The sequence below is a fragment of the Buchnera sp. (in: enterobacteria) genome, from assembly GCF_056343165.1.
Genome location: NZ_JBWHTS010000001.1, coordinates 146,907 through 166,994 on the forward strand (window position 1 = coordinate 146,907; position 20,088 = coordinate 166,994).

The window sequence follows — 20,088 nt, forward strand, 5'->3', positions numbered from 1 at the left end:
ATGAATGTTTTAATTTTTTTCGACTTGTCTAAAATCTAGTTCTACGGGAGTAGATCTTCCAAAAATAGAAACGGAGACTTTTAATCTGCTTTTTTCATAGTCTACTTCTTCTACCACACCATTAAAATCTGCAAAAGGACCATCATTAACACGAATCATTTCTCCTGGTTCAAATAAAGTTTTAGGTCTTGGTTTATCACCTATTTTACGGAGTCTATTAATGATAACTTCTACTTCTTTATCACTAATTGGAGAAGGTTTATCTGACTTTCCTCCAATAAAACCAAGAACCTTAGGAATATTTCTAATTAAATGCCAAGTTGAATCAGTCATTTTCATTTGAATTAAAACGTATCCAGGAAAAAACTTATATTCACTTTTTCTACGCTGTCCACCTCGAATTTCAATAACTTCTTGAGAAGGCACCATTACTTCTCCAAATAAATCCCCCATTTCATTTAATTTTACATATTCTCGTATTGATTGTGCTACGCGACTTTCGAATCCAGAAAAAGCTTGTAATACATACCATCTTTTTTTTTGACTCTCATGCATTTTTAGAACCTTAAACTAATAATAAATGTTATTAAATGGAATATTATGCTGTCTACACTCCATAAAAGAAGAGATATCACAATTGTTACAGCAATAACAATTAATGTAGTATATAAAGTTTCATTATATTTAGGCCATATTATTTTTTGCATCTCTCTTTTTGACATAATTATATATGATAATATATATTTGCCTTTTTTGGTGTATATTAAAGTTCCTATTGCACAGAGCATCAGAAAAGATATAATAAATATTCGAAAAAACAATTTTGTTTTATAAAAATAGCAATTAAGAAAAAAAAGCAGTATAAAAAATACAGATATAGTTAACCATTTTATTTTTTCTGAAATTTTATATTTATTTTGATGGTAGTTATTTTTACTCATAGTTTCTCCTAAAATTATAAAATAATATAGAAAAAATATGTTAATGTATTAAACATCTCGTTCTTGTTATATATAAAAATTATATTTATTTTTTACATGAAAAATTTTTTGTTATTTTTAAATTAAAAACTCTTAAGATAAACTTTTTTTTTAAATAAATTAGATCAATTCGTTATGAAGTAAGCATAGAAATTTCAAAATATAGAATATTTTAAAATAAAGTATTAGGTGAGATTTATGATAAATGATTTGAAAAATTTTTATTAAATTTTTATTAGTTATGCTGATACCCAGGATTGAACTGGGGACCTCACCCTTACCAAGGGTGCGCTCTACCTACTGAGCCATATCAGCAGACTTTTTATTTAGCGGACAGCGGGAATTGAACCCGCGTCATCAGCTTGGAAGGCTGAGATAATAGCCGTTATACGATGTCCGCATTGTATTATTTATATTGGTGGGAGAAGGATTCGAACCTTCGAAGTCTATGACGGCAGATTTACAGTCTGCTCCCTTTGGCCGCTCGGGAATCCCACCTGAAATAATTTTTATGCCGGCTACCGGAATCGAACTGGTGACCTACTGATTACAAGTCAGTTGCTCTACCTGCTGAGCTAAGCCGGCTATTTAAAATTTAAATAAAAACTGCAAGAAATCTTAATATATTAAATATATTATATAATTTTTCAATCGTATTGCAAGTTTTTTATCAAAATAATCCTGCTAATAGGAAATATTATATTTTTTATATGAATCTATTTATTTTTAAACTACTATTTTAAAATTTTAAAATATCTGATGATTTTACTTTTCCAAAAGCTCCGATAAAGTCTATTTCCGGTTCTAATAATATATTAAATTTTTTTAAAATACATATACGTATTATTTTGGCCAGTTTTATAATATCTTGAGGAATCGCATTGTTTTTATTAATTAATATTAGTTTTTGTTTTTTATGAATACTCGCACCACCAATTTGAATATTTTTAAAATGATAATTCTCAATTAACCAACCACCAGAAATTTTCACTAGATCGTTTTTTTCAGAATAGCTCGGTATTTTATAAAGATTTTTAAGTTTTTGTGCTTTTTCTTTTGTGATAATAGGATTTTTAAAAAAACTTCCGGCGTTACCAATTTTTTTTGGATCAGGTAATTTATTTTGACGTATTTTACATATTGTATTGAATATATTATGTGGAGTCATATTTTCTTTCTTAATATAATTATTTATCGAGGAAAATACGATAGGATGCCATTTTTTTGATAGTTTGATTCCGACCCCAATAACAGCGTACTCATGAAAATATTGATTTTTAAAAATACTATTTCGATAAGAAAATTTACAATATTTTTTATAAATCCTTATAGTTTTATTATTTTTTAAAGATAATACGTCAACATACTGACATATATTTTGAAATTCTAAACCATATGCACCGATATTTTGAATTGCTGCAGATCCTATGCAACCAGGAATTAATGCTAAATTTTCTAATCCAAATATACCTAAATTTAAAGTCAATTTAACTAAATCATGCCATTTTTCTCCTGAAAAAACATACAACAACCAAGAATTTTTTTTTTCTATTATTTTTATTCCTTTAATTCGATTAATAATTACTAATCCTGCATAGTTTTCTAAGAATAATATATTACTTCCTTCTCCCAAAATTATATAAGGAATATAAAATGATTTGCAGATTTTCCATGCATTAATTAATGATTGAATTGTTTTTACAAAAATAATTTTTTTTGCTGTTACATCTATTGCAAATGTGTTTAAATCTTTTAATGATTGATTAGAAAGATATTTTTTTTTATACATAAAATGTTGAATAATAATTGTTTTCTATACTAATAAATATATATTTTTTATTATATTTGTATAATTTTTAATAACTTAAAACAAGATTACTTTAATGGAGTTTAAAATGAATGTGATTTCTGAATATCATCAAGATATAATAAACCAAAAATTAGAAAATATTCGAAACAGCATAAAATGTTCTTTTGAGTTTTTTCCACCCAAGAATTCCTATTTAGAAGAAAATTTATGGTTTGCAGTGAGGCGTCTTGCTGAATTAAAGCCAAAATTTTTTTCTGTAACTTATGGTGCAAATAGTGGTGAACGCAAAAAAACATGCGACATTGTAAAAAAAATATATAAAAAAACTGGTATTGTTACAGCAGCTCATTTAACTTGTATTGATTCTACACGTTCTGAATTAAAAAAAATAGCAGAAAATTATTGGGAGAATGGCGTTAAAAGTATTGTTGCACTAAGAGGAGATACATTAGAAAAAGATTATAAACATAATATGTATGCTGTGGATTTAGTTGTTTTATTAAAAAAAATTGCTGATTTTGATATTTCTGTAGCCGCTTATCCTGAATTACATCCAGAATCAAAAAATTATAAATCGGATATTCTCAATTTAAAAAAAAAAATTGATGCGGGTGCTAATAGAGCAATTACTCAGTTTTTTTTTAATGTTGAAAGTTATTTGCGTTTTCGAGAAAATTGCATTAAAAATGGAATAAGCGTGGAAATTGTACCTGGTATTTTACCTGTTTGTAATTTTAAACAATTACAACGTTTTTCAAAAATGACTAATGTTCATATTCCTGTATGGATGTTCGAAATGTTTAATGGACTAGATAATGATGATACATTTACACAAAAAATCATAGGTTCTAGCATAGCACTAGATATGGTAAAAAAATTATCTTTCGAAGGAGTCAAAAACTTTCATTTTTACACTTTAAATCAGTCTGACGTTGCTTATTCTATTTGTCATATGTTAGGTTTATAAAATTTTAAAATTAACAACAAAATTTTTGTATTAATTTATTAATAATATTTTTAGTTGGTTTAATATAATTAGATTCTAAATATTCATCTGGTTGATGTGCTTGTTTGATAGAACCAGGTCCTAATATCAAGGTGGGTGCAATTTTTCTAAGAAAAGGTGCTTCTGTGCAGTAATTTACTGTTGTGCTATTTAAATTACATAATTTTTCTACTATTCTAATAGTATTATTTTTATGAGAACATTTATAAGCAGGTACAAAAGAAAACAGTTTTTTTATAAAAATACGATCAGACCATTTTTTTATAATTATTTTTTTTTTAATTAATTTTTCAATTTGTTTCACAGATAGATCCGGTGTGGGTCGTATTTCTAAATTTAATACACATACAGAACAAATTCGATTAATTGCATCACCTCCATGTATAGAAGACAAGTTCATAGTTGGATAAGGAATCAAGAAATTTTCATATTGATAGTTTTTTTTAAAGTGTTCTTTTAAAAGTAATAAAGACTGAATAACATGATGCATAATTTCAATACTATTAACACCATGGTAAGGATTACTAGAATGTCCAGAATCTCCGATAACTTCAATTGAATAAGACATATGTCCTTTGTGTGCACTAATTAATTGTAAAGATGTCGGTTCTCCAATTATTATGCAATCTGGTTTAATATCAGTAGATTTTATAAAATATTTAGCTCCAGACATATCTGTTTCTTCATTAGCAGTAGAAAGAATGTAAATGGGTTTAATTATTTTTTTTATATCTATAGAAGATATTACATCTAATATAAACGCGAAAAAACCTTTCATATCTACTGCTCCTAATCCATAAAATCTATTATTAGATTCAGTTAATATGAAAGGATCTTTTGTCCATGCATTTTCATCAACATCCACGGTATCTGAATGTCCAGATAATAACAGTCCTCCATTTCCTGCACCAATACGAGCCAACATGTTAAATTTATTAGTATGTGGAATTCGATAGCTTTTTATTGAAAAATTTAAATCAGAAAAATAATTAGATAACAAATCAATAAAATTTTTATTACTTTGATCACGAAGTTTATTATCACTGCTAATTGTAGGAATTTTAATAAGTGATTTATATATTTCAATAAAAGAAGGTATTTTTTTCATAATATTAGAATTTTAAAATCATATATTTTGTTAATGTTTAAAACATTTTATTCATAAATAGACAATTGATCAACATATTAACAATATAAAATATATTTTATAAAATTTCATGTGCTGTTTTTTTATTAATAGTAATTTTTTATTCAAGGATTATTAATTTTATGTTAAATGTATTAATTGTTGGCGCAAGTGGATATGCCGGTGCAGAATTAGTCAACTATATAAATCGTCATAAGTTTGTTAATATAAAGAAAATATTTGTTTCAAATAAAAGTTTGGATGTTGGTAAATTATTTTCAGATGTTCACCAACAATTTAAAAATATTATAGATCTAAGATTCGAAGCTATAAAAAATTTTACTGAAATTAAAAAAAATATCGATGCTGTTTTTTTAGCAACAGATCATCTTGTTAGTTATTCTCTTGTCCCTTCTTTTTTGTCTTCTAGTTGTATTGTTTTTGATCTTTCTGCTGCTTATAGATTTAAAAAAAGCACATTATATTTAGATTATTATAATTTTTTACATGAACAGAAAGAACTTTTAAAAAAGTCTGTTTATGGACTAGCAGAATGGGAAGAAAAAAACATTAAAAAAGCAAATCTAATTGCAGTACCTGGATGTTATGCGACTTGTATTCAATTAGCACTAAAACCTCTTGTAGAAGAAAATGTTCTTTGTAATAAAAATATACCCATTATCAATGCTATAAGTGGTGTTAGTGGTTCTGGCAGAAAATCTAATTTAAAGAATAGTTTTTGTGAAGTAAGTTTGCAACCATATAATATTTTTACTCATCGTCATACTCCTGAAATTATAGAAAAATTAGGGATTCCAGTAATTTTTATCCCTCATTTAGGTTCTTTTTATCGAGGTATAATCGCTACTATTACATGCAAATTAAAATATAATATGAAATCAGTTGATATATATAATATTTTTTATAAATTTTATAAGAACGCACCATTAGTTCGCATATATAAAAAATTTTTACCAAGTATTAAATCTGTTGAAAAGCAACCTTTTTGTGATATTGGATTTGTAATAAAGAATAATTACATTGTAATTGTAACAGCAGAAGATAACTTATTAAAAGGGGCTGCTGCTCAAGCAGTGCAATGTTTTAATATTCGTTTTAATTTTTCTCAAACAGAATCGATTATTTAATTAATAGTAAGGTGTTTATAATGAATCCTTTAGTTGTTAAATTAGGCGGAGTTCTTTTAGAAAGTAATAATGCTATGATACGTTTATTTCAAGCTTTAGTTGATTATCGAAAATCTTACAAACGTGATCTCTTAATAATTCATGGGGGAGGTCGTTTAATTGATGATTTAATGTCAAAACTTTCGCTTCCAGTTAAAAAGAGAAACGGTTTGCGTATTACTCCATCTGAACATATTAATATTATTACAGGTGCATTAGCTGGAACTGCTAATAAAACTTTACTTGCATGGGCATTAAAATATAATATAAATGCTATCGGATTATGTTTAGCGGATGGAAAAAGTGTTTTTGTAGAAAAATTAGATCAGAATTTAGGTCATGTTGGAAAAGCATTACCAGGATCGCCATTATTTTTACAAAAAATCTGCAAAGAAGGAATTTTACCAATTATCAGTTCTATCGGAATTACTGATAGTGGTTTATTAATGAATGTAAATGCTGATTTGGCAGCAACAGCTTTAGCAACTACTTTACAAGCTAATTTAATTTTATTGTCTGATATCAGTTCGATACTAGATGGAAAAGGACAGAGAATTAAAGAGATTAATAATACTCAAGCTCAAAAATTGATTAAACAAGGAATTATTACTAATGGTATGATCATTAAAGTAAATGCTGCTTTAGAGGCTTCACGAGTTTTACATCGTCCTGTAGATATAGCAAGTTGGCAAAATACAGAAGAATTAAAATTATTGTTCAATGGCGCAAATATTGGTACTAGAGTTTGTATATAATTTCATTTTATTATAAATATGATAGGTTTAAAAATGATTAAAAAAAAAAATAATAAAGTTGTTCTAGCATACTCTGGTGGTTTAGATACCTCAGCAATTATTCCATGGCTTAAAGAAAATTATAATTTTGAGGTTATTGCTTTTGTAGCTGATATAGGACAATCTCAAAAGGATTTAAATGGAATTGAAAAAAAATCACTAGATTCTGGCGCATCCAGTTGTCATGTTTTTGATTTAAAAGAAGAATTTATAGAAAATTATGTTTATCCTATTTTAAAAACTGGTGCTTTATATGAAGGAAATTATTTATTAGGAACAGCAATAGCTAGACCTATTATTGCAAAAAAACAAGTAGAATTAGCATTAAATATTGGAGCAAATTCGTTATGTCATGGTGCTACCGGAAAAGGAAATGATCAAGTTCGGTTTGAAATGGCTTATGCAGCATTAGCTCCAGACTTGAATGTAATTGCACCTTGGCGTGAATGGAATCTTAATTCAAGAGAATCATTATTAAAATATTTGCATCAAAGAAATATTCATACAACTGCAACGCTTGAAAAAATATATAGTAAAGATGAAAATGTTTGGCACATTTCAACCGAGGGCGGTTTACTTGAAAATCCTTGGAATCAATCGAATGAAGATTGTTGGAATTGGACCGTAGATCCTGAAGATGCTCCGGAAAAGCCTGAATATATTTCATTAGTATTAAAAAAAGGCTCTGTAGTATCTGTTAATAATAAAGAATTAAATCCATTAAAATGTGTAGAAGAATTAAATCAATTAGGTTCTAAACATGGAATTGGTAGAATTGATATCGTCGAAAACAGATTGATTGGAATGAAATCTAGAGGATGTTATGAAACACCAGGTGGGACTATTATCATAACAGCTATACAAGCAATTGAACAATTAGTACTAGATCGCGAAAGTTTTCAATGGAGAGAAAAAATAGGATTGGAAATGTCATCAATTGTTTATGATGGACGCTGGTTTTCGCCAATACGTGAATCTTTACAAGCTGCCGCCGATTCATTATCATTTGAAGTAAACGGAGAAGTTATATTAAAATTATATAAAGGTAGTGTAACAGCTGTTCAAAAAAGTTCCTCTAACTCATTATATTCTGAAGAATATGCTACTTTTAGTGAAGACCAAGTTTATAAACAATCTGATGCAAGTGGTTTTATTCGTCTTTTTTCTCTTTCTTCAAGAATACGCGCAAAAAATCGACAAAAATAGTTTTTTGAAATTTTGAAATTTTACTTATAAAATATTATATTTATTTTTATTTTTTTTTACAGATTTTTTATTAGAGACGATATATGGCACTTTGGGGCGGACGATTTATTAATAAATCTCATGAATTATTTAAAAAATTTAATACATCTTTATCTTTTGATTATATTTTAGCGGAGGAAGATATCAATGCTTCAATTGCTTGGTCAAAAACTTTAATGAAAAGCAATATTATTACTAGAGAAGAACAAATAACAATAGAATCTGGACTTCTTGAACTACTAAGAGAAATTAAAGATAGTACTAAAAATATTCTGACTAGTAATTGTGAAGATATTCATAGTTGGGTAGAAGAAAATCTTATTGATAAAATTGGTGAATTAGGTAAAAAACTACATACTGGTCGAAGTAGAAATGATCAGATTACAACTGATTTAAAATTATGGTGTAGAAATAAAATTAATCTTTTATTAGACAACCTTATTAAACTACAAAAACATTTTATTTTAAGTGCTGAATCCAATTATGATGTCATCATGCCGGGTTATACTCATCTGCAACGAGCTCAACCTATTACCTTTTCTTATTGGTGTTTAGCTTACGTTGAAATGTTAAGACGAGATGCTAGTCGTTTAAAAGATGTTTTAAAACGATTAAACGTTAGTCCTCTTGGATCTGGTGCTCTTTCCGGAACAGCATGGAAAATTGATCGTGAGGAACTCGCTTTTTCTATGGGATTTGATTCTGCAACGAACAATGCACTTGATAGTGTTTCTGATCGAGATTATGTTGTTGAATTATTATCATCTGCATCAATTAGTATGACACACTTATCACGTTTTTCTGAAGATATAATTTTTTTTAATTCCAGTGAAGCTAATTTTATTGAATTATCTGATTCAATTACATCCGGTTCTTCATTAATGCCTCAAAAAAAAAATCCAGATGCATTAGAATTGATTCGTGCTAAATGTGGTCGTGTTCATGGTTCGTTGATTTCTATTTTAGTTACATTAAAATCACTTCCTTTATCCTATAATAAAGATATGCAAGAAGATAAAGAAGGTTTATTTGATTCAATAAAAACGTGGAATAATTGTTTATCTATAGCAACATTAGTTTTAAAAAATATTAAAATAAAAAACAAATCATGTCGCAAAGCGGCAGAAGAAGGATATTCTAATGCAACAGAAATTGCAGATTATTTAGTCAAAAAAGGAATCTCTTTTCGTGAAGCACATAATATATCTGGTCAATTAGTACTTAGAGCAATAAATGAAGAAAAATCTTTACAAGATTTAGAATTATCTACATTTCAAATGTATAGCAATCTTATTGAAAATGATATATATGAAAATATTACATTAGAAGCTTGTCTTGAAAAAAGATTATCTAAAGGTGGTGTAGCACCATCTCAAGTATATCAAGAAATTATTAAAGCAAAAAAAAGATTGAAAATTCTTTAATATATTTATATCAAAAAATAATATTATTTATTAACTGGCATTTAAAAATTATTTAAATGCTGAGTTAATAATTTTATGCTATTTGGGACATAGGGAATATAATTTATGCAAGATGTAGTATTTTTTTTCACCGAACATACTATACTTATTATGATATGGTTTTTTTGTTTTATTGCGGCAATTTTTTGCATAACTAAAAATATTTTTTTAAAAGATAAAATAATTAATAATTTTCAAGCTATCAATTTGATTAATCAGGACAACGCAATTGTAATTGATACTCGTTCTCCAGAATTTTTTGAATCAGGGCATATTGTTAATTCCATTAACGTTCCATTAAAAAATATTTTTTTAGGAGAAATCGAAAAAGTACAAAAATATAAACTTTTACCTATTATTCTTATCTTAAATGAAACACATAGACATCATGCATGTATTAAAGAATTTTCTAAACATGGATTTAAAAATGTTTATATTTTAAAAAATGGTATATATTATTGGAATACAGATCATCTTCCACTTGTTACTAAGGATAAATGATTTTGAAAATTAAAAAAAATTTTAAATAAATCAATATTTTTTGGATATTTTATAATGGAAGAAAAAAAACAAGAATTTTTTGAAATTCAACGTGTTTATATAAAAGACGTTTCTTTTGAAGCACCAAATACACCAGATATTTTTTATATTAATTGGACTCCTGATATTAAATTTAATTTAAATACTTTTGCTAAAAAAATAAAAAAAAATATTTTTGAAGTTGTTTTAAAAGTAATGTTTACAGTAAAAATCAAAGAAGATTTAGTTTTTTTATGCGATATAGATCAAGCTGGTATTTTTTTTATTAAAAATTTAAATGAACAAAGATTAAAACATTGCTTATATTCTTATTGTCCAAATATTTTATTCCCTTATGCTCGAGCATGTATATCGAATTTAATATCTCACGGTAGTTTTCCTCAAATTAATCTTGCACCTGTTAATTTTGATATGCTCTACTATCAGAATAATCAAGTAGCGAAAAAAGATAAATAATGAATTTTGAATATATCTGTTGATTGATAAAATAAAAAAGCATTCAATCATAGAAATACTAGAAATATTTTTTAGGAGGAAATTATGTCTGTTTTAGAAATATCAAGAATATGGAATAAAATATTATACGAAGTTTCTTTACTATCAAAAACAGAACCATTTTTATTAGATTTTTATCATAAAAACATATTGCAACATAAAAACTTTATTAATTCTTTAAGTTATATATTGGCAAATAAATTATCTACATCACTTGTATCTGAAAAAAAAATTCAAGATGTATTTAAAGAGATATATTTAAAACACCCTTCTATATTAAATTTTATAGTGCGAGATATAAAAGCTATAGTAGAGAGAGATCCGGCGGTAAATAATTATTTAACACCTCTTCTTTATTTAAAAGGTTTTCATGCATTACAAGCTTATAGAATAAGTCATCATTTGTGGAATATAAAAAAAAAATCACTATCTATATATTTGCAGAGTAGAATATCTTCTGAATTTTCAGTTGATATTCATCCAGCTGCTCATATTGGATCTGGAGTAATGTTTGATCATGCAACTGGTATTGTTATCGGTGAAAGTGTAACGATAGAAGATAACGTTTCAATTTTTCATTCAGTTACTTTAGGAAGTACTGGTAAGAACTTAGGAAAAAATAGACATCCTACTATTCGAAAAGGAGTTTTTATAGGTTCTGGAGCAAAGATTTTAGGAAATATTGAAGTAGGTTTAGGAGCGAAAATAGGTGCTGGTTCAATAGTTTTAAAAAATGTTCCTCCGTATGTAACAGTTGTTGGAGTGCCAGCAAAAATTGTCAATCAATTAGATAATAAAAAAGATTATTTTAGTAGAGAAAAAAATAGTTTAAAACTTATTAAAGGATTTCAATATGGAGATGGTATTTAGTTTTGTTATTTTATATAAAATAAAAACTTCTGTTTTTGAAATAAATTATAGCAAATAGACTAATATTAGTACAGAAGTTTTATTTTATATTTGGTTCTTCTATTTTAATCGTCTAAAAAACTACGCAATACTTCTGATCTGCTTGGATGACGTAGTTTTCTAAGTGCTTTAGCTTCTATTTGACGTATTCTTTCACGAGTAACGTCAAACTGTTTACCAACTTCTTCCAAAGTATGATCAGTGTTCATATCTATCCCAAAACGCATACGTAATACCTTCGCTTCACGAGCTGTTAGACCTGATAAAACATCATGAGTAGCTGAACGTAAGCTTTCGGCAGTAGCAGAATCTAATGGCAATTCTAAAGTTGTATCTTCAATAAAATCACCTAAATGTGAATCATCGTCGTCTCCAATAGGTGTCTCCATTGAGATTGGTTCCTTAGCTATTTTTAATACTTTTCTAATTTTATCTTCCGGAATAAGCATTTTTTCAGACAACTCCTCCGGAGTTGGTTCTCGACCTATTTCTTGTAGCATTTGTCTAGAAATACGATTAAGTTTATTAATAGTTTCAATCATGTGAACTGGAATACGAATAGTGCGAGCTTGATCAGCAATAGAACGCGTAATCGCTTGTCGAATCCACCAAGTTGCATAAGTTGAAAATTTGTAGCCACGACGATATTCAAATTTGTCTACAGCTTTCATTAGACCAATATTTCCTTCTTGAATTAAATCTAAAAATTGCAGACCTCTATTTGTATATTTTTTTGCAATGGAAATAACTAGTCTTAAGTTAGCTTCTACCATTTCTTTTTTTGCTCTTCTAGCTTTAGCCTCACCAATAGACATTCTTTTGTTAATATCTTTTACTTGCTCAATTGTTAAACCGGTTTCTTCTTCTATTTTAATTAATTTTTCTAGACTAACAAAGACGTCTGATTTGACTTTTTTTAAGTTTTCAGACCATGGTTGATTTTTATTTTGTTCTTTAATAAACCAAATATTACTGATTTTTTTTACTGGAAAAATTTTAATGAAATTTTTTTTGGGCATTTTGCATATTTCAACACATAATCTAATAATGATTCTTTCTTGTACTCGAACTCTTTCCATCATATTTCGCATATTATTAACTAAATGATCAAATTGTTTTGGAACTAATCGAAATTGTTTAAATACTTCTGAAAGATTGTAAATTTCTAATAACGAGTCTTTATGTGTTCTATTTTTATTTTTAATTGTATTATTTGTGTTATTGTATTGCATACGTAATTCAGAAAATTTTTCATTAGCTATTTCTGGATCAATACTATGATCATCTTCATGATCATCTTCATGATCGTCTTCGTTTTCTTCATTGTTTTGTTCTTCATCTAAAAGTTCAGAACCTATATTAATAGTTGTTGGAGAAAAGACTTCTTCTGCATTTGGATCTACAAAACCTGTTATTATATCTGATAATCGTATTTGACCAGTTTTAACGCGATCGTATTGATCAAGAAGATATGTAATTGCTTCTGGATATTCTGATACTGAAGATTGAACTTGATTGATACCTTCTTCAATACGTTTAGCTATATCAATTTCTCCTTCTCGTGTAAGCAGTTCAACAGTCCCCATTTCTCTCATATACATCCGAACCGGATCAGTAGTTCGTCCTAATTCAGATTCAACACTAGAGAGTACTTGTGTTGCGGCTTCAACAGCATCTTCATCTGTATCTGTATTAATTTCATTTAATATCAGATCATCAGCATCAGGTGCTTCTTCAACTACTGGAATGCCCATATCATTAATCATTTGAATAATATCATCGATTTGTTCAGAATCAATAATATCTTCTGGCAAATGATCATTAACTTCAGAATAGGTTAAATATCCTTGCTCCTTGCCATGTGTAACAAGTAGCTTAAGTTGCGAATGTGGGTTTTGATCCATAATACAGTATCCAGATTTTATTAATTTAATGAATATTCAATTGACGATTTTGTCAATAATAAATGATAATAGAGTTATCTTGAATTGTTAAATATATTAAAAATAATTTCAAACTGTTAAAATATTAATACATTTAATTTTTATCATATTTTTTAAAAGAATTCTATTTTTTTGATAATGCTTTATTAATAGACCAAATTTCTTTTTTTTCATTCATTTTTAATCCTTTTTTTCTTTCTTTTGCAATAAGATATTCTTGTCTTTTTTCAAGAATTTTATCGTATATATTCATTAATAAATCCAAAAACATATTTTGAGTTTCTTCTTTAATTATCATAAGATCCCATCTTGCTAAAATTTTTAAAATATTAATTATTTTAGTATGTCTGTATAATTCTAATAGTTGACCTGTATTAATATTAGGGTTTTCAAGACACGTTTGTAATATTTTTAAGAAAATAGGCAATCCTTCGATTTTAAAGTTTTTAAATTTTGTTTTTGATGGAGCTATTTTTGCCAAATCAGGATTTTGTAAAAGTAGTCCTATCAAAGTACGCATTGGAGTACGTTTTATTTGTAATTGTGGTCTTCGAGTTTTTTTAATTTCTTTTTCATATAAAAATTTTTCAAATTGATCATCATCTAAAATTCCTATCATTCTAGCTAATATTTGACGCAAGTAAATTCTTATCGTATCACTTGAAATAGTATTTATTAAAGGCAAAGCGCGCACGCTTAAATAAAATTTATCATCGTTAGATGACAAATCAATATTTTTTAATATGTTTTTAAAAAAAAATTTTGACATAGTGAGTGCGTTATCGATACGTACTTGAAATTTTTCTTTTCCTTCCTTTCTGATAATTGAATCAGGATCTTCATTTTTCGGTAATAAGACAAATTTCAATGTTTTCTGATCAGATATATATGGTAACGCTTTTTTTAAAGTTTGCCAGGCTGCATTTTTTCCTGCATGATCACCATCATAGCAGTATATAATTGTATCAGTATTTTGAAAGAGAAGTTGAATGTGTTCAGTTGTTGTTGATGTGCCTAATGTGGAGACTGCATAGTCAATATTATATTGTGTTAACGTTATAACATCAATATATCCTTCTACAACTAATAAATATGCTGGTTTTGAACATTTTTTTTTAACTTGATACATTCCATAAATATTTTTTCTTTTATGAAAAATATCTGTTTCGGGTGAATTGATATATTTTGGTAAAATATTATTTAATGAACGGCCTCCAAAAGCAATAATCCTGCCATGATGATCCTGTATGGGAAATATAATACGTCCTTTGAAGCGATCATATATGTATCCCTTTTTATTGATAGAAATTATATTATGAAATAATAATTCTTGTTCGAGTTCTTTTTTTATTTGCAGTTTTTTATCAAATATGTTCCATCTTAAACTAGAAAATCCAATTAAAAAAAAATCAATCATTTTTTTATTAATGCCTCTTCTAGATAAATATTGGTTAGCTAAATCAGTAGAATTTATATTTTTTTTATATAATTCAGATATTTTTTTCATTAATAAATACAATTTTTGTTTTTTAAAATAAATATTATTTGGTATTATATGTTCAAACGGTATAGTAATGCCGTGAATCGCAGATAGTTCTTCGATACTTTCTATAAAACTTAAATGCTCATACTGCATTAAAAAATCAATTGCGTTACCATGCGCATTACATCCAAAACAATAGTAAAATTGTTTTTCATAACTTACAGTAAAAGATGGAGTTTTGTCATGATGAAAAGGACAGTTAGCTTGATGATTTTTACCATTTTTTTTTAATTTGAGACGTTTTTGAATTAATTCTACGATATTAGTTCTAGATAGTAGTTCAGTAATAAAATATTTAGGTATTTTTCCGGACATATAATTTTATAATTATAGAATTTATTTCCGTTCTCAAATAAGAACGGCTTTTATTCATTTTATTCTTAAAAATGTATTTAGTACATATTTTTTAGTACATACGAATACGTCTTGCATTTTCTCGTGTAAGTTTTTTCGCAAGACGTTTAATGGCTGAAGCTTTAGCTCGTTTGCGTTCAGTAGTTGGTTTTTCATAAAATTCTCTTCGACGAATTTCAGATAAAATACCAGCTTTTTCACAAGATCGTTTAAAACGACGTAGTGCTACATCAAATGGTTCGTTTTCACGCACTTTTATTATTGGCATTTAAAATTTACCTCCATTGTTTATTTTTTTAATAAAAATTATTAAAAAATATTTAGGATAATAGATCCTATATCAATAAGTGTTGTATTGTAAAGTATCATTTTTTATGTTTAATATAGTTTAAGCAAAAAGTTTTTTAAATTAATTTATTTAGAATAACATTAATTTAAAATTTATGTGAAATGTATTTTTTATTTCAGAACTTTGATGTATAGGTATAAATTTATGAGAGTATTGGGCATTGAAACGTCTTGTGATGATACAGGTGTAGCTATTTATGATAGCAAAGTGGGTTTGTTAATGAATCAAGTATACAATCAAAGACAATTAAATAATATGCATGGAGGTATTATTCCAGAATTAGCATCGCGAGCACATATGGAGGCGTTATTTTTTTTATTAAAAAAAATATTTAAAAAATACAATATTGATAAATGTATTGATATCATAGCTTATACTGCTGGTCCTGGTTTAGTAGGTTCGTTATTAGTAGGTGCTACATTCGCATGTTCATTAGGACTATCTTTAAATATACCAGTTCTTCCAGTTCATCATATGGAAGCACATTTGTTATCACCAATGTTAAATTGTAAATCCATGGAGTTTCCATTTATTGCATTATTAGTATCAGGAAAACATACACAAATTATTGCTGCTCATAAATTGGGTGAGTATGAAATACTTGGAAATTGTTTAGATGATGCAGCAGGTGAAGCATTTGATAAGACAGCGAAATTGTTAGGATTAAAATACCCTGGTGGTTCTGAATTATCCAAATTAGCATGTAATGGTGTTAAAGATTGTTTATACTTTCCCAGACCCATGATACATCATCCTGGTTTAAATTTTAGTTTTTCGGGTTTAAAAACTTTTGCAGCGCAAACATTTAATAAATGCAATAAAAGTGTACAAGAAAAAGCTAATATTGCAAGGGCTTTTGAAGATGCAGTTATTGACATTTTATTAATTAAAACGAAAAAAGCATTAAAAAAACAAAAATGGAAACGTTTAGTTATAGCGGGCGGTGTCAGCGCAAACTATAAATTACGTAAAAAATCTAAGAAAATGGTTGAAAAATATTTTAATGGAACAGTTTTTTATTCTAGTCTAGAACTTTGTACGGACAATGGTGCTATGATTGCATATCTTGGTTCATTACGTCACAATCAAGCACGGAAACCTCAACTAGAAATATTAGTAAAACCAAAATGGGCTATAAGTGATTTGTTTTTTTAATATAAGCAATTAAGTCTTTTATAGTTAATACTTGCATTTTTCTATTTCTAGAAAATTTTATGATTTCAGGTGTACGTGCCATAGTTCCGTCTTTATTTGTTAATTCGCAAATGACTCCGGCTGGTTTGAAACCTGCTAAAGAAACAATTTCAATAGCAGCTTCTGTATGTCCTGCTCTTGACAGAATTCCACCTTTATGAGCTCTCAGAGGAAATACATGACCCGGTCTATTTAAATCACTTGGCTTGGCATTATCTGCAATGGCAGTTTTTATAGTAGTAAGTCTATCTTTTGCTGATACGCCAGTAGAAATTCCTTTCGATGCTTCTATTGTCACTGTAAATCCTGTGCGATATGTACTTGTATTTTTTTTAACCATCATAGGTAAATTAAGCTGTTTCCGTTTAGATTCTGTAATACAGAGACATACTATCCCACTACCATAGCGAATACTGAGAGCCATTTGTTCTACTGTCATAGTTTCACATGCAAAAACGAGATCACCTTCATTTTCACGTTTTTCATCATCTAATATAATAATTCCCTGACCAGATTGTAGAGCAAGTATAGCTTTTTGAATGCGTTCTATAGGCGTTCCAAATTTAGATAAGAGTGTTTGATTCATCATGCAAATCTTAATAAGTTTAAATTATTTAAAAAATTTTATTTGTAATTAATTTACTAAAATGTTTTTTCGTAAATTTTTTTTTTAAAATTATACTTAATATATCACATATTGAATAAAATTTAAGAGCAATCTAAAAATTTTTATTTTTTAAGACATGTAATTTTTTTTATTAACGATTTAAAACAGAATTTAATTCATCAATAGATAACGTTTCAGTTCCAATTTTTTTTATCACTATACTAGCTCCAGTATTAGCATAAAAACATGCTTCTTCTAAAGAGTATCCTGTTGCTAAAGATGCTGCTATGATGGCAATAACGGTATCACCTGCGCCAGTTACATCGGAAGCTATTTTGGATATAGCGGGGAAATGAATCGGTTTTTTTTCTTTTTGAAATAACGTCATTCCATTTTTAGAACGTGTAACTAATAATGCTGATAATTTTAGTTCAGATAATAATTTCATTCCTTTTTTTAAAATTTCATTTTCTCCATTGCATTTTCCAACTATTTTTTCAAATTCAAAAAGATTCGGTGTTAATAAACTGGCGCCTGAATATTTTTTAAAATCTATTCCTTTAGGATCTATAAGTATTGGGATAGATATTTTTTTTGCAAAACTAATTATTTTTTTTATATTTATTAGTGTTCCTTTTCCGTAATCTGATAGCACTAAAACTTTAAAACTTGATAATGAGTTAATAATTTTTTGATTTAATAGGTCAATTTTTTTAGAAATATATCTTTCTTGAAAATCCACTCGAATTAATTGTTTTTTATTGGATAAAATCCTAATTTTGGTAATAGTTTTATTTTTTTTTATCGAAATTAAATCACAAATAATTCTAATATGATTCATAAGTTTTTTTAATATTAATCCTTCATTGTCTTTACCAATAAAACCAATTATTTTGGAATACCCTCCAATCTCTGCAATATTTTTAGCTACGTTTGCGGCACCTCCAGGTTGTTCTTTAATCTTGTAAATAGGTGTTATTGGTGTTAATTGTTCAGACAGCATATAGTGATTTTTACTATACCAGTAACAGTCAAGTATAAGATCTCCAGCAACTAAAACAAGTGAATTATTAAAATTGATCAGTTTTTTTTTCATAATATATCGTCTGTTTAAATGTGAATAATTGAATAAACATTAAAAATATAAAAATTTACTATAAATTCAATAAGATATTTTTTATATATTATATAAAATATTATTACAAGATTTAATTATAAAAAATAATAAATAATTATTTAAAGAATTTTATTCTTATATTATAGAATATAATTTTATTTTTTAGTATGAGAAAATTATCATGAAAATATATTTAGTAGGAGGCGCGGTTCGTGACTCTTTGCTTAATTTACCTGTTAAAGATAAAGATTGGGTTGTAGTAGGTGCTACAGAGAAAATGTTGCTAGAAAAAAATTTTCAGCAAGTGGGAAAAGATTTTCCAGTTTTCTTGCATCCAGACACACATGAAGAATATGCTTTAGCTAGAAAAGAAAGGAAATCCGGAAAAGGATATACTGGTTTTCATACTGATTGTAATTCAAATGTTACTTTAGAAGAAGATCTAGTAAGACGAGATTTAACAATTAATGCTATTGCTCAAGATCAATATGGTAACTATATTGATCCCTTTAAAGGCAAAAAAGATATAGAATGTGGTTTAATACGACATGTTTCAGAATCTTTTATAGAAGATCCATTACGTGTTTTACGTGTGGCACGATTTGCTGCTACATTAGTACATTTAGGATTTAAAATTGCAAAAGAAACTATGTTATTAATGTGTATTATAGTAAAAAAAAAGGAATTATTATACTTAACTACAAATAGAATATGGAATGAAACTGAAAAAGCATTCAAGACTCTTAATCCTCATGTATATTTTCAAGTTTTATATAATTGCAATGCATTACATTTATTTTTCCCAGAAATATATTTTTTATATGAAAAAAAAAATTTTTTAAATTATACTTTTTTTGAACAATTACTTAATAAAAATACAATATTAATGGGGTTATCTAAAATATCACTTTATAATAAAGAAGTCGATGTTCGTTTTTCTTATTTATGTCAGTTTGTATCAATTAATCAAATAGATAAAAATTATTCAAAAATATTTTTTGATTCGTATTCTGCTTCTATTATTCATAATTTATGCGATCGATTTAATATTCCATCGTATATTAGAGATATAGCTGTTTTAAATACTGGTTTTTGTTTTTTTTTAAATACTATTTATTATCAATCATCTAAAAATATTATAAATCTATTTTCAAAAATTGATGCTTGGAGAAAGCCCGAACGTGTCAAAAAATTAGCGTTGTTAAGTGATTTTAATTTTTTAAACCAGTGTAGTTCTAAGTTTTTTCATATAAAACCTGGTTCTTTTTTGAAAGAATGTTTTTATGTTGTCAGTAGTATTTCTATTAAATTAGTTTTAAAAAAAGGTTTTCAGGGGTGCGCAATTAAAAATGAATTAATGCGTTTAAGAATTAAAAAATTAGAATTATGGCGTTTAAAAAATATTAAATATTCATTATATTTATAA

Annotated in this window: 19 protein-coding genes and 4 tRNA genes; 10 read left to right on the forward strand and 13 right to left on the reverse strand. The window is 27.0% G+C overall.

From position 1 onward, the window contains the following. Window positions 1-9 precede the first annotated feature (9 nt). From nusG to murB, 7 genes are all read right to left on the reverse strand, one after another. Entirely contained in the window at window positions 10-555 is a 546-nt protein-coding gene (nusG, locus tag ACTP5B_RS00785; protein WP_464829155.1) for a transcription termination/antitermination protein NusG, read from the reverse strand. 2 nt (window positions 556-557) lie between these two features. Further along, a complete protein-coding gene (gene secE, locus ACTP5B_RS00790) occupies window positions 558-941 on the reverse strand; it encodes a preprotein translocase subunit SecE (RefSeq protein ID WP_464829157.1) in 384 nt (127 codons plus the stop codon). 281 nt (window positions 942-1,222) lie between these two features. Then, window positions 1,223-1,295 (reverse strand) — tRNA-Thr (locus tag ACTP5B_RS00795). Between the two features lie 13 nt (window positions 1,296-1,308). After that, a tRNA-Gly gene (locus ACTP5B_RS00800) sits at window positions 1,309-1,380 on the reverse strand. 16 nt (window positions 1,381-1,396) lie between these two features. Further along, window positions 1,397-1,478: transfer RNA gene (locus ACTP5B_RS00805), tRNA-Tyr, on the reverse strand. Between the two features lie 14 nt (window positions 1,479-1,492). Beyond that, window positions 1,493-1,565: transfer RNA gene (locus ACTP5B_RS00810), tRNA-Thr, on the reverse strand. A gap of 154 nt (window positions 1,566-1,719) precedes the next feature. Beyond that, window positions 1,720-2,769: a UDP-N-acetylmuramate dehydrogenase gene (gene murB, locus ACTP5B_RS00815; RefSeq protein ID WP_464829159.1), complete on the reverse strand. Its 1,050-nt coding sequence runs from the start codon at window positions 2,767-2,769 to the stop codon at window positions 1,720-1,722. Window positions 2,770-2,875: 106 nt separating this feature from the next. Between murB and metF the strand changes: the two genes are divergently transcribed. Beyond that, the gene (gene metF, locus ACTP5B_RS00820) at window positions 2,876-3,757 is read left to right on the forward strand and encodes a methylenetetrahydrofolate reductase (RefSeq protein ID WP_464829160.1); all 882 of its coding nucleotides are present in this window, start codon (window positions 2,876-2,878) and stop codon (window positions 3,755-3,757) included. A 10-nt stretch (window positions 3,758-3,767) separates the two neighbouring features. Here the strand turns inward: metF and argE are convergent, their stop codons facing one another. Next, the gene (gene argE / locus ACTP5B_RS00825) at window positions 3,768-4,907 is read right to left on the reverse strand and encodes an acetylornithine deacetylase (RefSeq protein WP_464829406.1); all 1,140 of its coding nucleotides are present in this window, start codon (window positions 4,905-4,907) and stop codon (window positions 3,768-3,770) included. Between the two features lie 158 nt (window positions 4,908-5,065). On the opposite strand from argE, the gene argC reads away from it, so the two are divergent. The 7 genes from argC to cysE all read left to right on the forward strand — a co-directional run bounded on the left by argC (window position 5,066) and on the right by cysE (window position 11,516). Further along, window positions 5,066-6,070 carry an N-acetyl-gamma-glutamyl-phosphate reductase gene (gene argC, locus ACTP5B_RS00830; protein ID WP_464829162.1) on the forward strand — a complete coding sequence of 335 codons (1,005 nt, stop codon included), beginning with the start codon at window positions 5,066-5,068 and terminating at the stop codon, window positions 6,068-6,070. 20 nt (window positions 6,071-6,090) lie between these two features. Next, the gene (gene argB / locus ACTP5B_RS00835; RefSeq protein ID WP_464829164.1) at window positions 6,091-6,864 is read left to right on the forward strand and encodes an acetylglutamate kinase; all 774 of its coding nucleotides are present in this window, start codon (window positions 6,091-6,093) and stop codon (window positions 6,862-6,864) included. Between the two features lie 33 nt (window positions 6,865-6,897). Beyond that, window positions 6,898-8,109, forward strand: coding sequence for an argininosuccinate synthase (locus ACTP5B_RS00840; RefSeq protein WP_464829166.1), 1,212 nt, complete (start codon window positions 6,898-6,900; stop codon window positions 8,107-8,109). Between the two features lie 83 nt (window positions 8,110-8,192). Further along, window positions 8,193-9,572, forward strand: coding sequence for an argininosuccinate lyase (argH, locus tag ACTP5B_RS00845; protein WP_464829168.1), 1,380 nt, complete (start codon window positions 8,193-8,195; stop codon window positions 9,570-9,572). 105 nt (window positions 9,573-9,677) lie between these two features. Then, window positions 9,678-10,112, forward strand: coding sequence for a rhodanese-like domain-containing protein (locus tag ACTP5B_RS00850; RefSeq protein ID WP_464829170.1), 435 nt, complete (start codon window positions 9,678-9,680; stop codon window positions 10,110-10,112). Between the two features lie 54 nt (window positions 10,113-10,166). Beyond that, on the forward strand, window positions 10,167-10,607 hold the full coding sequence (secB, locus tag ACTP5B_RS00855) for a protein-export chaperone SecB (protein ID WP_464829172.1): 441 nt from the start codon (window positions 10,167-10,169) through the stop codon (window positions 10,605-10,607). 84 nt (window positions 10,608-10,691) lie between these two features. Continuing rightward, window positions 10,692-11,516, forward strand: a complete 825-nt coding sequence (gene cysE / locus ACTP5B_RS00860) for a serine O-acetyltransferase (RefSeq protein ID WP_464829174.1) — start codon at window positions 10,692-10,694, stop codon at window positions 11,514-11,516. 104 nt (window positions 11,517-11,620) lie between these two features. Here the strand turns inward: cysE and rpoD are convergent, their stop codons facing one another. The 3 genes from rpoD to rpsU all read right to left on the reverse strand — a co-directional run bounded on the left by rpoD (window position 11,621) and on the right by rpsU (window position 15,663). After that, on the reverse strand, window positions 11,621-13,459 hold the full coding sequence (rpoD, locus tag ACTP5B_RS00865; protein ID WP_464829176.1) for an RNA polymerase sigma factor RpoD: 1,839 nt from the start codon (window positions 13,457-13,459) through the stop codon (window positions 11,621-11,623). Between the two features lie 163 nt (window positions 13,460-13,622). Next, window positions 13,623-15,356 (reverse strand): DNA primase, encoded by a 1,734-nt coding sequence (dnaG, locus tag ACTP5B_RS00870; RefSeq protein ID WP_464829178.1) that lies wholly within the window; start codon window positions 15,354-15,356, stop codon window positions 13,623-13,625. 91 nt (window positions 15,357-15,447) lie between these two features. Then, the gene (rpsU, locus tag ACTP5B_RS00875) at window positions 15,448-15,663 is read right to left on the reverse strand and encodes a 30S ribosomal protein S21 (RefSeq protein WP_163118899.1); all 216 of its coding nucleotides are present in this window, start codon (window positions 15,661-15,663) and stop codon (window positions 15,448-15,450) included. A 225-nt stretch (window positions 15,664-15,888) separates the two neighbouring features. On the opposite strand from rpsU, the gene tsaD reads away from it, so the two are divergent. Further along, complete coding sequence (tsaD, locus tag ACTP5B_RS00880) at window positions 15,889-16,899, forward strand: tRNA (adenosine(37)-N6)-threonylcarbamoyltransferase complex transferase subunit TsaD (protein ID WP_464829181.1); 1,011 nt, start codon at window positions 15,889-15,891, stop codon at window positions 16,897-16,899. Here the strand turns inward: tsaD and ribB are convergent. After that, window positions 16,877-17,524, reverse strand: a complete 648-nt coding sequence (gene ribB / locus ACTP5B_RS00885; RefSeq protein ID WP_464829407.1) for a 3,4-dihydroxy-2-butanone-4-phosphate synthase — start codon at window positions 17,522-17,524, stop codon at window positions 16,877-16,879. The two genes, tsaD and ribB, sit on opposite strands and share 23 nt — an antisense overlap. 172 nt (window positions 17,525-17,696) lie before the next feature. After that, a complete protein-coding gene (gene rfaE1, locus ACTP5B_RS00890) occupies window positions 17,697-18,641 on the reverse strand; it encodes a D-glycero-beta-D-manno-heptose-7-phosphate kinase (RefSeq protein ID WP_464829183.1) in 945 nt (314 codons plus the stop codon). A gap of 202 nt (window positions 18,642-18,843) precedes the next feature. On the opposite strand from rfaE1, the gene ACTP5B_RS00895 reads away from it, so the two are divergent. After that, a complete protein-coding gene (locus ACTP5B_RS00895) occupies window positions 18,844-20,088 on the forward strand; it encodes a tRNA CCA-pyrophosphorylase (protein WP_464829185.1) in 1,245 nt (414 codons plus the stop codon).

What these genes read in the sequence shown, in the direction of transcription:
- argC (WP_464829162.1), top strand. Translation starts at nt 5,066, where the DNA reads ATGTTAAATGTATTAATTGTTGGCGCAAGTGGATATGCCGGTGCAGAA.
- argB (WP_464829164.1), top strand. Translation starts at nt 6,091, where the DNA reads ATGAATCCTTTAGTTGTTAAATTAGGCGGAGTTCTTTTAGAAAGTAAT.
- argH (WP_464829168.1), top strand. Translation starts at nt 8,193, where the DNA reads ATGGCACTTTGGGGCGGACGATTTATTAATAAATCTCATGAATTATTT.
- cysE (WP_464829174.1), top strand. Translation starts at nt 10,692, where the DNA reads ATGTCTGTTTTAGAAATATCAAGAATATGGAATAAAATATTATACGAA.
- rfaE1 (WP_464829183.1), bottom strand. Translation starts at nt 18,641, where the DNA reads ATGAAAAAAAAACTGATCAATTTTAATAATTCACTTGTTTTAGTTGCT.
- metF (WP_464829160.1), top strand. Translation starts at nt 2,876, where the DNA reads ATGAATGTGATTTCTGAATATCATCAAGATATAATAAACCAAAAATTA.
- ACTP5B_RS00840 (WP_464829166.1), top strand. Translation starts at nt 6,898, where the DNA reads ATGATTAAAAAAAAAAATAATAAAGTTGTTCTAGCATACTCTGGTGGT.
- tsaD (WP_464829181.1), top strand. Translation starts at nt 15,889, where the DNA reads ATGAGAGTATTGGGCATTGAAACGTCTTGTGATGATACAGGTGTAGCT.
- rpoD (WP_464829176.1), bottom strand. Translation starts at nt 13,459, where the DNA reads ATGGATCAAAACCCACATTCGCAACTTAAGCTACTTGTTACACATGGC.
- murB (WP_464829159.1), bottom strand. Translation starts at nt 2,769, where the DNA reads ATGTATAAAAAAAAATATCTTTCTAATCAATCATTAAAAGATTTAAAC.
- dnaG (WP_464829178.1), bottom strand. Translation starts at nt 15,356, where the DNA reads ATGTCCGGAAAAATACCTAAATATTTTATTACTGAACTACTATCTAGA.
- rpsU (WP_163118899.1), bottom strand. Translation starts at nt 15,663, where the DNA reads ATGCCAATAATAAAAGTGCGTGAAAACGAACCATTTGATGTAGCACTA.
- nusG (WP_464829155.1), bottom strand. Translation starts at nt 555, where the DNA reads ATGCATGAGAGTCAAAAAAAAAGATGGTATGTATTACAAGCTTTTTCT.
- ACTP5B_RS00895 (WP_464829185.1), top strand. Translation starts at nt 18,844, where the DNA reads ATGAAAATATATTTAGTAGGAGGCGCGGTTCGTGACTCTTTGCTTAAT.
- secB (WP_464829172.1), top strand. Translation starts at nt 10,167, where the DNA reads ATGGAAGAAAAAAAACAAGAATTTTTTGAAATTCAACGTGTTTATATA.
- ribB (WP_464829407.1), bottom strand. Translation starts at nt 17,524, where the DNA reads ATGAATCAAACACTCTTATCTAAATTTGGAACGCCTATAGAACGCATT.
- secE (WP_464829157.1), bottom strand. Translation starts at nt 941, where the DNA reads ATGAGTAAAAATAACTACCATCAAAATAAATATAAAATTTCAGAAAAA.
- ACTP5B_RS00850 (WP_464829170.1), top strand. Translation starts at nt 9,678, where the DNA reads ATGCAAGATGTAGTATTTTTTTTCACCGAACATACTATACTTATTATG.